This window comes from Microbacterium sp. A8/3-1, from assembly GCF_040267695.1.
In the GTDB taxonomy this organism is placed as follows: Bacteria; Actinomycetota; Actinomycetes; order Actinomycetales; family Microbacteriaceae; genus Microbacterium; species Microbacterium luteolum.
Genome location: NZ_CP158357.1, coordinates 1,750,969 through 1,764,708, shown reverse-complemented (window position 1 = coordinate 1,764,708; position 13,740 = coordinate 1,750,969). Strand labels below are relative to the sequence as shown.

General features: G+C 68.8%; 14 protein-coding genes. 6 read left to right on the top strand and 8 right to left on the bottom strand.

Annotated elements, in window-relative coordinates:
* Window positions 1-79: 79 nt before the first annotated feature.
* The 4 genes from ABS642_RS08700 to ABS642_RS08685 all read left to right on the top strand — a co-directional run bounded on the left by ABS642_RS08700 (window position 80) and on the right by ABS642_RS08685 (window position 4,038).
* A complete protein-coding gene (locus ABS642_RS08700; RefSeq protein ID WP_350353005.1) occupies window positions 80-886 on the top strand; it encodes a glycosyltransferase in 807 nt (268 codons plus the stop codon).
* Between the two features lie 35 nt (window positions 887-921).
* On the top strand, window positions 922-2,718 hold the full coding sequence (locus tag ABS642_RS08695) for a DUF4012 domain-containing protein (RefSeq protein WP_350353004.1): 1,797 nt from the start codon (window positions 922-924) through the stop codon (window positions 2,716-2,718).
* Window positions 2,719-2,753: 35 nt separating this feature from the next.
* Window positions 2,754-3,059, top strand: a complete 306-nt coding sequence (locus ABS642_RS08690; RefSeq protein ID WP_350353003.1) for a PqqD family protein — start codon at window positions 2,754-2,756, stop codon at window positions 3,057-3,059.
* A gap of 73 nt (window positions 3,060-3,132) precedes the next feature.
* Window positions 3,133-4,038 (top strand): hypothetical protein, encoded by a 906-nt coding sequence (locus tag ABS642_RS08685; protein ID WP_350353002.1) that lies wholly within the window; start codon window positions 3,133-3,135, stop codon window positions 4,036-4,038.
* 36 nt (window positions 4,039-4,074) lie between these two features.
* On the opposite strand, the gene lepB is transcribed toward ABS642_RS08685, so the two are convergent.
* On the bottom strand, window positions 4,075-4,755 hold the full coding sequence (lepB, locus tag ABS642_RS08680) for a signal peptidase I (protein WP_282214260.1): 681 nt from the start codon (window positions 4,753-4,755) through the stop codon (window positions 4,075-4,077).
* Window positions 4,756-4,804: 49 nt separating this feature from the next.
* Between lepB and ABS642_RS08675 the strand changes: the two genes are divergently transcribed.
* Window positions 4,805-5,875 (top strand): acyltransferase family protein, encoded by a 1,071-nt coding sequence (locus ABS642_RS08675; RefSeq protein WP_350353001.1) that lies wholly within the window; start codon window positions 4,805-4,807, stop codon window positions 5,873-5,875.
* A 12-nt stretch (window positions 5,876-5,887) separates the two neighbouring features.
* On the opposite strand, the gene ABS642_RS08670 is transcribed toward ABS642_RS08675, so the two are convergent.
* The 3 genes from ABS642_RS08670 to ABS642_RS08660 all read right to left on the bottom strand — a co-directional run bounded on the left by ABS642_RS08670 (window position 5,888) and on the right by ABS642_RS08660 (window position 8,568).
* Complete coding sequence (locus tag ABS642_RS08670) at window positions 5,888-6,880, bottom strand: MauE/DoxX family redox-associated membrane protein (RefSeq protein WP_350353000.1); 993 nt, start codon at window positions 6,878-6,880, stop codon at window positions 5,888-5,890.
* A gap of 90 nt (window positions 6,881-6,970) precedes the next feature.
* Window positions 6,971-7,474 (bottom strand): hypothetical protein, encoded by a 504-nt coding sequence (locus ABS642_RS08665; RefSeq protein WP_350352999.1) that lies wholly within the window; start codon window positions 7,472-7,474, stop codon window positions 6,971-6,973.
* A gap of 197 nt (window positions 7,475-7,671) precedes the next feature.
* Entirely contained in the window at window positions 7,672-8,568 is an 897-nt protein-coding gene (locus ABS642_RS08660; RefSeq protein WP_350352998.1) for a helix-turn-helix domain-containing protein, read from the bottom strand.
* Between the two features lie 328 nt (window positions 8,569-8,896).
* Between ABS642_RS08660 and ABS642_RS08655 the strand changes: the two genes are divergently transcribed.
* A complete protein-coding gene (locus ABS642_RS08655; RefSeq protein WP_350352997.1) occupies window positions 8,897-9,985 on the top strand; it encodes a PqqD family peptide modification chaperone in 1,089 nt (362 codons plus the stop codon).
* Here ABS642_RS08655 and ABS642_RS08650 read toward each other — a convergent pair.
* From ABS642_RS08650 to ABS642_RS08635, 4 genes are all read right to left on the bottom strand, one after another.
* Complete coding sequence (locus tag ABS642_RS08650) at window positions 9,976-11,439, bottom strand: polysaccharide biosynthesis tyrosine autokinase (RefSeq protein WP_350352996.1); 1,464 nt, start codon at window positions 11,437-11,439, stop codon at window positions 9,976-9,978. The two genes, ABS642_RS08655 and ABS642_RS08650, sit on opposite strands and share 10 nt — an antisense overlap.
* A gap of 94 nt (window positions 11,440-11,533) precedes the next feature.
* The gene (locus ABS642_RS08645; RefSeq protein WP_350352995.1) at window positions 11,534-12,280 is read right to left on the bottom strand and encodes a low molecular weight phosphatase family protein; all 747 of its coding nucleotides are present in this window, start codon (window positions 12,278-12,280) and stop codon (window positions 11,534-11,536) included.
* A complete protein-coding gene (locus tag ABS642_RS08640) occupies window positions 12,277-12,750 on the bottom strand; it encodes a VanZ family protein (protein ID WP_350352994.1) in 474 nt (157 codons plus the stop codon). The genes ABS642_RS08645 and ABS642_RS08640 overlap by 4 nt, the downstream gene beginning before the upstream one ends.
* Window positions 12,751-12,785: 35 nt before the next feature.
* A complete protein-coding gene (locus tag ABS642_RS08635; RefSeq protein ID WP_350352993.1) occupies window positions 12,786-13,730 on the bottom strand; it encodes a Ppx/GppA family phosphatase in 945 nt (314 codons plus the stop codon).
* Between the last annotated feature and the right edge of the window lie 10 nt (window positions 13,731-13,740).

Sequence of the window (13,740 nt, the reverse complement as noted above, 5' to 3'; positions counted from 1 at the left end):
GCGGATCCGCTCGCAGTCCTCGCAACACCCTACCAATCGCGCACCCTGGCCCGCCCGTCGACGACGGTAGTCTTTCCGGGTGAGCAGCAGCGAGAATTCCCCATCGATCACGGTGCTCATGGCGGAGTACAACACCGATCCGGACCGGCTGAGAGCGGCGATCAGGTCGATCCTGGCTCAGACCGAGACCGATTTCGAGCTGCTCATCGTGGACGACGGCGGCAGCAATGACGTCGATGCGATCGCGGAGGAATTCATGGATCCGCGCATCCGGGTGGTCGGCTACGGAGAGAACCGCGGCTTCGTCGCAGCGCTGAACTACGGCTGGCGACGCGCCAGAGGTGCATACATCGCACGGATGGACACCGACGACACCGTCGAGTCCTCCTACCTCGCGGAGGTGTTCTCCTTTCTCAAGGAGAATCCGGAGTTCTCGGTCGTCTCGGGCCAGGCGGTCGAATTCTCCACGGACGGCGTCTCACTTGTACACGGCCGTCCGGGTGAGGTGTCCCCGAAGTCGCTCATGAGGGGCGGAGCGCCGATCCATGCCGCGTCCATGCTCCGCCGCGAAGCGCTGGAGAGCGTGGGGGGCTACCCCGTGTACCGTCGCGCCGAGGATCTGGCGCTGTGGTGCGAGCTCCTGCTCGCCGATCGGCGCCTGTACATCCTTCCGAAGGTGCTCTATCACTATCGGGTCGACGCGTCTGATTTCGCCAAACGGCGCCTCAGTAATCGGGGCGACGAGATCCGCGTCCGGCTTCGCTACTACCCGAAGCTCGGCGCCGGCCCCCGCGAGTACCTGCGTGTCTGCCAGTCCGTCGCGAGCGGGCTCCTGCCGGTCGGCCTGGTTCGTTGGATCCGCGCTCGGATGCACGTTCGCGCGTGAGCTGACTCGGAGGCTGGTCGCCTAGGATTCGACACGTGACTGAACTGCGTGACCGAACCCGCGCCCGCGAGAGCGGACGGCGCCAGCGTCGGCGCCGCAACCTCCTCATCGGACTGGGTGTCGGTTTTCTGATCCTGCTCGCGCTCGGCCTCCTTGCCGGCAAGCTGCTGTCGAGCGGTCTGAACGCCAAGGATTCGATGAGTGCCGCGATGGCGCAGATGGATTCGGTCACGGCTGCGGTGACCGCCGGCGACCCGGCCGCCGCCGATGCCGCGCTGGGCGTGATGGAGACGGAGCTCACCGCCGCGAGCACCGAGGTCGATGACGCCGCGTGGCGCACCGTCGACTGGCTGCCCGTGGTCGGGGACAACATCGATGCCGTTCGTGCAGCGGCGTCGACCGGGCGATCTCTCATCGCCGACCTGGCTCGGCCGGCGATGCCTTTGGTGTTGGGCGGTCTGAAGCCGGTGAACGGGGCATTCGATGTCGAGGCTCTGCGGCAGCTCGCCACCCTGGTCGAAGAGGCTGGTCCTGCGGTGGCGGAGCACGCGCAGGCACTCGCCGAGGTCGACCGATCGAAGCTTCTCGGACCAGTGGAAGACGGGATCGCGAAGCTGGACGGCGTGATGGCGACGGTCAGCCCGATTCTCGAGGACGGGGGAGGGTTCCTCAGCGTCCTTCCGGCCGCGCTCGGTGCAGACGGTCCACGCGACTACCTGCTGATGTTCCAAGGGAACTCCGAAGCCCGAAGCCTCGGCGGCAACCCTGCCGTCTTCCTCCAGATCCACGTCGAGGGCGGCGCCATCTCGATCGCGGGGTATGCCAACAGCTCCGACTTCCACAGCGACCGCCCCAAACCGATCATCGACCTCGACCCTGAGGCGGTGGCGATCTATGGCGACAAGATCGCGCGCTGGACCCCCGATGTGACGATGCCGGCCGATTTCCCCACATCAGTGGCGATCGTCCGCGCATTCTGGGCGGAGTCATTCGGCACCCAGGTCGATGGCGTCCTGTCGGTCGATCCGGTGGCGCTCTCCTACATTCTCGGTGCGACGGGTCCGATCACACTCACGTCTGGCGACACGTTGTCGGCGGAGAACGCCGCTTCCCTGCTGCTCAACGAGGTGTATTTCCGGTATGAGGATCCGGTGGCGCAGAATGCCTTCTTCGCGGACGCCTCAGGCCGGGTGTTCACCGCGTTGACCGGAGGAACCGGAAGCCCGCTCGCGCTGGTCGGCGCTTTGCAGCGGGCCGCGGGCGAGGGACGGATCCTCTACCTGCCCGGCGACGCGGAGGAGGCCGCTCTCATCGACGGCACACGGGTCTCCGGCTCGATGCCCGTCGACAATGCCGATGGGACGGTCATCGGCGTCTTCGCGAACGACAACACGGGGTCGAAGAAGAGCTATTACCTGGACATGTCGATCGATCTGTCGTCGACGCGCTGCGAAGTCCCCGACGCCGCAACCTACAGCGGATCGGTGACGCTGACCTCCACCCTGACGGTGGAGGAGGCCGCCCGTCTTCCGTACTACATCACCGGTCCCTATTACGCCCCGACGGATATCAGCACCTACATGGTCCTCTATGGCCCGGTCGGCGGCCAGCTGGAGGAAGTGCTCGTCGACGGCGTGCCCGCACCGATCCTGGGGCAGGGGGTGCACCTTGGTCGCCCCGCGGTGAAGGTCGAGGTGCTCAACTCCCCGCTGAGCTCGCACGTCGTCGATTTCACATTCTCATCGCCGGACGCTTCGGCCACGGCTCCGTCTGTATGGCACACGCCGATGACGCGGGAGACGCCGGTGAAGGTTCAGGACACGTGCGGGTGACCGGTCGCGCGAAAGCCGCTGGGTAGGCTGGGATCGTGGCAACTGATTCTGGCGCAGAGACGCCGTCGCCGATGTGGCGGATCGGCGATCGAGTCGCGTGGACGGACGCACCCCAGCGCGCGGTGGTGCTCCCCCTCAAGGGCGGCGACACTACTCCGCTCGTCCTGGAAGGATCCGCCTATGTCGTCTGGGGTGTGCTGGCAGAGCAGGGTCCTCTTGCCGTGGAGGAGCTCGTCGCTCAGCTCGTCGTGGAATTCGACGCTGATCCCGCACGCCTCCACGGTGATGTCGCTTCGCTGCTCACCGACCTGAGATCCCGCGGCGTTCTCACGTGCGTCTGATGGTGCGTCGATGCGCTCACCGGTCCGCCTGGTCGTCTCGGATTGCTAGGTTCGGAGTGAGAGGCGGTGGCGCATGACCGACGTGACTCTGCACCTCTCTGAGGCGACGGCCCTTGCCCACGCGATGCTCTCCACGATCGCGTCCGACGCCGGCATCCGGCTGCTGTCCATCAAGGGCCCGTCTGCCGATCACCACGGACTGCGCGAGCCGCGGGTGGCATCAGATGCGGACGTGTGGGTGGAGCCCGCGCGATTCGATGACCTGTGTCGCCTCGTCGAGGCTCGCGGTTGGCATCTTCGGGTCGGGCGCGAGACGCCGTCCTTGCTTCCGCAGCATTCCCGTACGTTCATCCACGAGTCGTGGCCCTGTGATCTCGACATCCATTGGATGTTCCCGGGCTTCTTCGCGGATCCGGAGACGGCGTTCGACACCGTGTGGGGACGGCGTGAGTCGATGAGCGTTGCTCACACCGAGGTGCTGATTCCTTCGCGTGCCGCGGCAGCCGTCATCGGGATGCTCCATTCGCTGCGGAACGCGCAGCTGGTGAGGCACAACTCGGAGGGCGCGCGCATCCGCGAGATCGTGACGCGCGAGATGGTCGAATCCGATCGCACGGAGTTCTATGAGGTGGCTCGTGCCGGAGGCGCGGTCTGGGTGCTGCGCGACGTGATCTCCACGGCCGGCGTCGGTGAGGTCGTGTCCGACCTCACCGACGATGAGAAGCGGCGATGGGACCTGTATCAGTCCTATGTCGAGGATGGTTCCGCTGTGAGCTGGTGGATGCATCTGAAGACGACGCCCTGGCGTAACAAGGGAACGATCTTGATGCGCGCCGTGTGGGTGGCGCGTGCGGACATACCGCGGAACGACCCGACGGTCCTGCCCGATCGGGTGGAGGCTCTCCGCTATCAGAAGGATCGCTGGGCTCGAGGTGCACGAGCGATGCGCCGCTACTTTCGTCTGTCGCGACGCCGGTGACCCTGGAGACGCCCGGCTGCGGCTGATCCGCGGCGACTACGGGCCGCCCCAACGCGACACGGGCCACAGGATCGGCCCCGCCTTGCCGAACACCGAGTCCCGCTGCATCCAGCGCCAGCATCCATCATCCGGATCGGCGGCACCGCGGCACAGGAAGACGGAGTCCGCGGAGTTCGCCCTGTTGTCGCCCAGCACGAGGTACGAGTCCTCGGGCACGGTCACCTTCGCGAAGCACCGCGTCGACAGGGGAGTGGTGTCGCAGTCGAGCTCGCCGCTGACGAACGGCAGGTCCTTCACGACGTACGGCTCGTCGAGCGGCTCGCCGTCGACGAGGACCCGCCCCTCGGCGTCACAGCATTCGACGGTCTGACCTTCGCTAGCGATGACCCGCTTCACCAGCACGTAGGGACGGATGCCGGTGGTCTCGCCGATCCACTGCAGGGCACCGCTCGCCCAGTTGCCGGCAGCGGGCTTCTCGCCCCAGCTGTCATCGGGGCGGAACACGACGATGTCGCCGGGCGTGGGGTCGGAGCCGACGAAGGCGAGCCTGTTCACGACGATCCGGTCGCCCGGCTCGAGCGTCGGAGACATCGACCCGGACGACGGCTGGCCGAGGAACGCGACGATGATGGCCGTGAGCGCCAGCGCCAGCGCGACGTTGATCCACACTCCGCCGATTCTGCGGCGACGAGGAGCAGGGGATTCTGCGGTCGTCATCTCGGTCTCCAGGTCGCGCGCGCGGGGGTTCAGCCAATACTGTCAGGGAATGGACCAATATTCTGCGAGTGCGGCGACGCACGCGCCGGAGGCCCGCGCGCGGCTCCGGTCTGCCCCGGGCCGCCTTCTCGTTCCTGACGTCCTGCGCGGCTTCGCGATCATCGCGATGCTCATCGCCCACGCGGCATCCTTCGTGCCGAACGCCCCGTGGGCCGTCAAGTTCATCACCGCGAACTTCAGCGACGTCGCGTCGCCGCTGTTCGCCCTCGTGATGGGGATGTCGGCGGAACTGGTGTGGCGTCGCGGCGGACGCGTGGGGACGACCCTGCTCCAGCAGACGCTGCGGGGCCTCTTCCTGGTCGTCCTCGGCGTCTGGATGGCCGGCTGGGGCTCCTGGGTGGCCGTGGTCCTCGCGTACCTCGGGCTGCTCATCATCATCGGAGCGCCCATCCTGCTGGCTCGTACACCCGTGGTCATCGCGGTGACCGTCGTGATCCTCGTCGTGAGTCAGCCGCTGCTCGCCCTCTCGCGCACGTGGATCTGGGCGTACACGAGCGGACAGCCCGTCCAGGAGCTCATGACGTGGTTGTTCCTCGGCCCCCAGTACCGCGTCGTGAACCTGCTGCCGATGTTCCTGATCGGCGGACTGCTCATCCGCCACGGTCTCAAACGCGACCGGCTGCTCTGGGTGCTCGCCGCCGCGGCGCCGCTCGCCTACATCGCCTGGGGCATCGGTCAGCGCTTCGGCACCGTGCAGTCCGGTGACTATCTCGACACTCTGAAGGACTTCGGACTCGTCTTCGCCGTCTACGTCTGCGTGGTCTTCGCCGCCACCGTCCGCCGCGAGAAAGCAGAGCGCGTCTGGGCTGCGATCTTCGTGCCGCTCCGAGCCTGCGGCCAGGTCGCGCTATCGCTGTACCTGCTGCACGTCGGGCTCATCGCGCTCTGGAACAACGCCTACGGCCGCCCTGCCGAGAACTTCTACCCGGGCTGGCTGGTCATCGTGCCCGGCATGATCCTCGTCGGCTGGCTGTGGTGGCGCTTCGTCGGCACCGGGCCCGTCGAATGGGTGATGGGCTGGCTCACGGGCCGGCCGAAGGCGATCCGCCGCACGGCATAGCCTCGCCGCGGCTCACGCCGGCGGGTTGGACGCCAGTGCGCGGATGCTGTCGAAGAGCAGTGTCGTCTCGTCGGAGCCGACCGCGAGGGGACCCGCCTGGAGACCGTCGGTGCCGATCAGAGCGGCCACCGGGGTCGCTCGCCCCGTGCCCAGGTTCGCACTCAGCGACCCGCCGACGTCGAGAGCGAAACGCGCCGCCCGGGGGAGCGCGTGGGCGGAGGAGGTGTCCGCAGCGCCCGACGCAGCCCGCTGGACCACGTAGAGGTCCACGAGTCCGCTCAGGTCATCTTCGGCCGCTCTGAGGGCCGTCAGCGACGTCTCGCAGGCATGGCAGCCCGGTGAGACGAACAGCAGCAGGCGGGCGCGGGAACCTGCCGCGAGCAGATCGACGATCTCGCCCGTCGCCGGCACGACGACCGCACCGGCTCCGCGGTCGCCGGCAGACGAGACGGCCGGGGGCGCAGCGGAGGCGCGGACGGTCGCCCAGGTGGCCACGGCGATCAGCGCCGCGGCCGCGAGCGCTCCTACCGTCGGCAGGACCGACATCGGAGATGAGATGGCCAGCGGCACCCCGACGGGCACGCCGACGAGCGTCTGGACGAGGATCGAGGACACCAGCACGCCGGCGGACGCGATGGTCAGCATCACGTTGCGCGTGATGAGCCGCGGGCCGATCGCGGCAGGGATCCAGTCGCCGAAGCATCCGCAGTCGTCGGTCGCACCCATCCGATGCGCGCGGATGACGACGACGAGAAGGCCAGCCGTCAGCAGGAACGCGGCCGCCGCGAAGGCGATGAAGAGCCATCCCCAGGTCGAGACGAGCCCGAGGGCGACCAGGGCTTCTGCGGCGATCAGAGCGACAGCAGCGGTATCCGGACGGCGCACGGGGATCCGCAGGGCGGCGAACGATGCCCGCCCCCGGTCGGGGGATCGCAGCTTGCCAAGGGCGCTCACGGCGAAGACCACGGCGAGGAACACCGTCAGCGGAACGACGAATGCGTGCATGACTTCATCTTGGCGGATCAGCAGAGCGGCCGGACCCCGAAGGATCCGGCCGCTCTGGTGGTCTGACTTCTCAGATCCTCTGGTGCCCGATCAGGTGGCCGAGCAGAGGATGAGGGTCGAGCTCACCGAACCGGCGGGCTTGCCACCGGTGCCGGTGTAACCGGCGGGGAGCGTCGTCGTGGCGTTGAGCGTGAACGCGACCGAGATCGAGAGCGTGGTGCGGAAGGCGATGGTGCCGCCGGCCGGCACCGGAGCGCTCAGGACGATCTGGGTGCTCGTGGGCGACAGGACGTTGACGGCAGCCGTGCCGCCGGTGACGCTGAAGACACCGATGTTGGCGATGCCGCCACCGGTGATGGTGACCGTGGTACCCGCGGGGATCGGCTCGGTTGCACTGGCTTCGAGCGTGAAGCCAGGGCCGAGGACGCCGAGGATGCCACAGCTTCCGTCAAGTGCGAACGCGCCGATGTCTCCGCCCGATGCCGCCGCGAGCGGCGTCGCCACAGCAGCTGCGATGACCGGAACGGACCACGCGGCGCCCTTGACGATGGTGCGGCGCGAGAAGCCGCTGTTCTTCTGGATTTCTTCGGTCACGAGATTGTTCTCCCTCATAGATGCAGATGCGGTCGCCCGCTTGTGTCGTGAAGAGGCGACACGTTGTCTGCATCCCCCAGGAGCCTCTTCGTAGGCATCAACGTAGGCGGCCGCGAACGGCCGAGAACATCGAATGGAAGAAGTCAGCGCAGTGTGCGCTGAACCTGCGCGATCTGAGCGAAAACGCCGGGTCGGGGCTATCCGCGGCGCTGGGCGCGGAGGGCTCGTGGCGTCGCCTGGTACGCCTCGTCGAGTGCTCGACGCAGGCTCATCGGCGACTGGAAGCCGGAGCGCTGCGCGATCTGTTCGATGCTCAGCACGTCGTACCGGCTGTCGATGAGCAGGGAACGGGCGAGACGGGCGCGCTGACGGCGGATCTCGCCGGCGACGCTGTTCTCGGCCTCCGCGAAGACGAGCTGCAGCTGGCGGAGCGACGACTGCACCTCGCGGGCGACCTGCGTGGGAGTGAGGTTCGGATCGCCGCACTGCTGGGCGATCACGGCGATCGCACGGTCGCGCAGCACGGCGCGCGGCGAGCCCTGACCGGAGACCGCGCCGACCCGGTCGAGGAGGATCGCTCCGCCCATCTCCAGGACCAGCTGCTCGACGGCGTACCGTTCGATCGCGGTCGCGCGCTCCTCGGCGACCAGTAGACCCTCGATGAAGTCCTGCATCGCCCTGTCGAGCAGGCGACGCTCGGGGAAGATCCGGGCGTCGGTCGGCAGTGCCGAGACGAACGACGCCATCGCCGTGCGCGGCACGAGGGCGACGGTCGCGCTCCAGGCGCCCTGGCAGCGCAGGCCGCGCGACAGCCCGGGCGCGGCGATCACCATCCCGCTCTCGATCTGCAGCCACGGCTCGTCCTGCGTCCTGGACCACAGTGCCTGCGCCTCGATGAAGGCGAAGACCGCGTGATCCGGGTGAGTGCTCGACGTGTCGATCGCGACTTCGTTCGATACGCCGCGCAGTGTCAGGAGGATGACGGAGCCCGGAGTCCGCTCCCGGGCACGCAGGGAAGCCCGGTCGCCGACCGGCCGGATGCCGTGATCGATCAGCTCCTGCGGACCGATCTCCCTCACGATGCCGAGATCCACGCATCACCCTTCCGTGCGCCGAATGAACGCGCGCCAGACTGCTCGGTGCCTGTCGTTCCCCTCAGATCGACCAGCACCCTGGCTTCGCGTTGTCGACACGCTACCGTCTCGAAGACCGTCGCGGTGACCGTTTCCCCGCTTTTCTTCTGGAGTCAGAGGATTTCTTCGGTGAAGAGATCCCCTGTCCTGGATACCGTCACGTTAGGACGAGTGCCGGGGTTCGAACATCGAAGTGAAGAACTCTGCGCAGATTGTGCGAAAAATGCGCGAGATGTGTGTTCATCGGCGGTCCGGATGACGGCTCGGGCTCGATCGATAGGCTGTTCGCATGCCTGATCGCTTCCCCGTCAGTGCGGTCGGAGCCGTCATCGATGTCGATGTCTCGGGCCGTGACGCAGAGTTCCGAGTCCGCGCCCATGAGGCGTGGGCGGATGCCCGTTACGACGGAGACCGCCCGGCGGACGCGGTCGTCGCCGTGCGCGAGACTCTCGACGACGCTGCCGCGCTCTCGATGCTCTCGACGGACGTGACGATCGCGGCTCTCGCGCACCGCCGCGCGGAGCCGGTGTGGATGCTGCATGCGGCGGGCCTCGCCGACGAGAGCGGTCGTGTGGTCGTGCTCAGCGCGCCATCGGGGACCGGCAAGACCACGGCCGCACGGCACCTGTCGCAGCGGTACGCCTACGTGAGCGACGAGACGATCGCGATCGCGGCCGACGGCGGCGTCGAACCGTACCGGAAGCCGCTGTCGATCATCGAGGCGCACTCGGCGCACAAGGCGCAGGTGGCGCTGTCGAGTTTCGACGGAGGCCGACCGCTCCCGGCAGTGCTGCGTGTGGTGAAGATCGTCGTGATCGACCGTTCCCCGGACGGCCCGGAGACGCCGTCGCTCGAAGAGCTCGACATCGCGGAAGCCCTCGAACTGCTGGGGCCGCAGACCAGCTATCTGTGCGACGGAGAAGCGCCGCTTCAGCGCATCGCGGCCCTCCTCCGGGCGACGGGTGGGGCCGTGCGGCTCCGCTACCGCGAGGTCGCCGGCATCGACGAGGTCATCGAGGGAATGCTGCGAACGGAGCTCCGACCGGTGGACGCGGTCTCACCGCGCCCGACGACGTCGGCTGCCGCGTCGGCGGGAAGCGGCACGTTCGCACACGCCGACATCGTCGACGAACTCGACCTCGACGGTCGCACCGCGATCCTGCAGCGCACCCCGACCGGGGGACGGGTCCACGTGCTCGACGGCATCGGTCCGTCCCTCTGGGCGGCCGCCCACGGCCGCACGCTCGACGACATCGTCGACACGGTCGTCGCCGAGCACGGCGAGCCCGAGACCGGCGATGCGCGGTCGATCGTGCAGGCTGCGCTGCAGGAGCTGGTCGAAGACGGTCTCCTGCAGGAGCCGACGACTCAGACCTGAGCGGCTCCGCGGCGACGCACGCCCGGCTCCGGGGTCTCGGCCTCGGCTTCGGCGGATTCTTCCTTCTGCGCATAGCGCTCGTACGCGCCGTAGTACTCGCGGCCGTAGTACGCCGACTCCGCGCCCTTGCGGGGGACGCGGTTCAGGACGACCCCGAGCACACGACCCGTCGTGCGGGTGATGTTCTCGATGGCCCGCTGCAGCATGTCGAAGGTCGTCTTCCCCGAGGACACGACGATCAGCACGCCGTCCGCGCCGGCGGCGAGAACGGCGGCATCCGTCACCGGCAGCACCGGAGGGGAGTCGAGGATCACGATCGCGGACTTGCTGATCTCCGCCAGGAAGTCGCGCATGCGGTGCGAGCCGAGCAGCTCGCTCGGGTTCGGCGGGATGCGCCCTGCCCCGACGACCGCGAGCGGCACGTCGCGGGACGGACGGTGGGCCACGTCCTGCAGGTCGGCGCGGCCCGCGAGCACATCGGTGAGTCCGACGTCACGCGACATACCGAAGATGTCGGCGATGACCGGACGCCGCAGGTCGCAGTCGATGAGGATGGCCCACTGGCCTGCAGCGGCGAGGCTGGAGGCGAGGTTGACCGAGACGGTCGACTTGCCGTCGCCGGGCACGGAGCTGGTGACCACGATCACGCGCGGCGGGTTGTCGACGTCGATGAACTGCAGGTTCGTGCGCAGCTCGCGCATCGACTCGATCGTGTGATGCGAGACGCCGTGCTGCGACTCCAGCGAGAAGTCGATCACCTGGCGCTCGTCGGACATCGACTTCTCGAGCGGGAGCGTGCCGATCACCGACACGCCGGTCTCGCGCTCGATGTCGCGCGGATGCCGGACGCGACGGTCGACCGTGTGCCGGACGAATGCGTAGACGAGTCCGAGTGCGAGACCCACGAGGGCGCCGATGATGAGGTTCAGGCGGGTGTTCGGCGACGAGGGGGCCGCGGGGAGCCGCGCGGAGTCGCCCACCATCAGCGAGATCGCGGCCGGCGTCGTGGACGTTCCGCCCTCGAGCTTCTCGATCTCGATCGCCATGCCGTCGAGCCACGCCTGGGCGAGGGCCTGCGCGGACTCGGGCGTCGAGCCCGTCGCGGTCACCTTCAGCGCGGTGGTGTCGACGGGGTTCGTCACCGTGACGTGGTTGACGAGGACGTCGGGGGACGTGTCGAGGTCGAGCTCGTCGATCGCATGCTCGGCGACGGCGCGCCAAGAGCCGAGGTTGAGGTACGACTTCACCCGGCTCTGGGCGAGTTGGTTGCCCACCAAGGCGCTGCCGCTCGTCCCGTCGCCACCGACGGCGGTCACGATGCCGGTCGTGTCGGCGGAGTACACGCGCGGCTGCAGGGCGCTCCAGCCGAAGGCGGCGGCGGCTCCGATGATCGTGGCGACGATGATCACGATCCAGTGCGCGCGCAGAATGCGCACGTAGTCTCTGAGTTCCAACTCTTTATCCCCTCATGCATCCCGTGGGGAACTCGGGATGCAGATACGACATCGAGCATACGGCGAACGACCGCCCGCCGTGGGAAAGCCGGGCTCAGGCGAGCGCGGCGCGGACGATCCGCTCGACCTCGTCGAGAGCCGGGACCAGTTGCGCGGCAGAGCGCGCATACGTCTCGCTGGAGCGCCGGTAGGGGTCGACCACGTCATCGTCCTCAGCGACCGACGGCGTCAGGCCACGCTGGTCGGCGACGGCGCGGAGCACGGCGGCGAACCGGTCCTGCGGCGATCCGCCGGCGGCATCCGCTGCGCTGCGCGCGTCTTCGCTGCTGAGCGTCGACGCGAGCCGCGCGAACTCGCGGACCGTGAACGTGCGACGAAGCCGGTTCGGCATCATCTTCACCACGTGCGAGCGATGCTCACGGGCCATCGCGAGCACGAGGTCGGCGTCGCCGATGATCGGCTCGACGAGGTAGCGGGCCTGGTGCGCGGCGGCGACCTGCGGGTCGGCGCCGGCCTTCAGCGCGAGATCGAGTGCGGGCTCGGGCATGCCATGGCCGACCAGGGCGTGCGTCCCGGCGCTGTGCACGCGGACGCCCAGCGGCTCGAGCCTGCCGCGCAGCAGCACTTCGGCGAGCGGGGAGCGGCAGATGTTCCCCGTGCAGACCGTGAGGATCGTGAGGCTCGCACTCGGCTGCTCCGAGGGCAGGGGGGCGCCGAGGAAGTCGGGAACGACCGGGGCATCGGCGGGGGGAGCATCCGCGGCGGCGCCGGGCGCCTGCGATTCGCGCCATTCGCGGCGGCTCATGCCGGCGGGCGGTCCATCCTGACGGTGCGCGTTCACGCCGTCAGCCTACGCGCACGAGGCGGTCGCTCGACGCCCGCCAGCGACAGGATGATCGTCACGATCAGTGCGCCGATCAGGGTTCCCGTGGTGTTCGCGATCACGTCCGACAGGGTCGGGAACCGCGAGGGCATCACCCCCTGCACGGTCTCGATGAGCACGCTCATCAGCGCGCCGACCAACACGGTCTGCCATACCCGCAGGCGCGGCCACGCGAGAGCGAGGAGCAGGCCGATCGGCACGAACAGGGCCACGTTGGCGAGGATCTCGAGGACGAAGGCGCTCCGCGCGTAGGACGCGATCCCGGCATCCGCGACCCAGCTCGCGATGATGCCGACGAGGCCCGTGACCTTCGCCGAGATGGCGGCGGGCAGCCACACCGTGAAACCCACGAAGAGCAGGTAGCCGACCAGCAGCACTCGCGCCACGACGGCACCGGCGGGGGTGCGGACAGCGACGGGAGCGGACATGCCGTCATGCTAGCCACCGCAGCCGACCGCGGTTCTCAGCTTCGGGTGCCGCTCCAGTTCAGCTGCTCGATGTATCGGAGCAGCACGCCCTCGCGGAGCGCCCACGGCGACACCTCGAGCTCGTCGATGTCGAGCACGGTCATCGCCGCATGCAGCGAGACCGCCGCCGCGACGATCTGGAACGTCCGGTCCGGCGTGATGCCGGGGAGCTCCTGACGAGCGGATGCCGGGAGCCGCGCGAGCCGCGGGATCCAGGAGCCGAGCGAGGCCCGGGGGAGGAGCATCCGGTCGGTGCCCGACCACCCGGGCGCCGGGTACCCGACCAGCCGGGCGAGCGAGCGGATCGCCTTCGACGAGCCGACGACATGGTCGGGACGCGGGAGCGCGAGGAACTGGGGCAGCACGGCGGCGAGCGTCTTCTTCGCGTGCGCTCGCAGACGTTCGACGTCTTCTTCGCCAGGCGGATCGTTCGGCAGGAACTGCACGGTCATGCGCCCGGCGCCGAGGGGGACGGATGCCGCGGCATCCGGCATCTCCTCGGCGCCCGCAGCGATCTCCAGCGAGCCGCCGCCGATGTCGAGGAGCAGCAGCTGCCCGGCCGACCAGCCGAACCACCGCCGCACGGCGAGGAACGTCAGCTCGGCCTCGGTCTCTCCGTCGAGCACCTGCAGCGGCTGCCCGAGGGCGGCCTCGATGCGGGCGATCACGTCGCCGCCGTTCCGCGCATCGCGGACCGCGCTCGTCGCGGTGGCGAGGAGCTCGTCGACCTTCTCGCTGTCCGCGACGCGGCGCGCCTGCGCGACGGCCGCCTCGAGCGCGACCACCCCCTCCTCGGAGATGGCGCCGTCCGGTGTGAGGTAGCGCATGAGGCGCAGCACCGTCCGGTCGCTCGTCTTCGCCAGAGGGCGACCGCCGGGGCGGACGTCGGCGGCGAGCATATGGACGGTGTTCGAACCGATGTCGAGGACTCCCAGGCGCACGGGAAGAGAC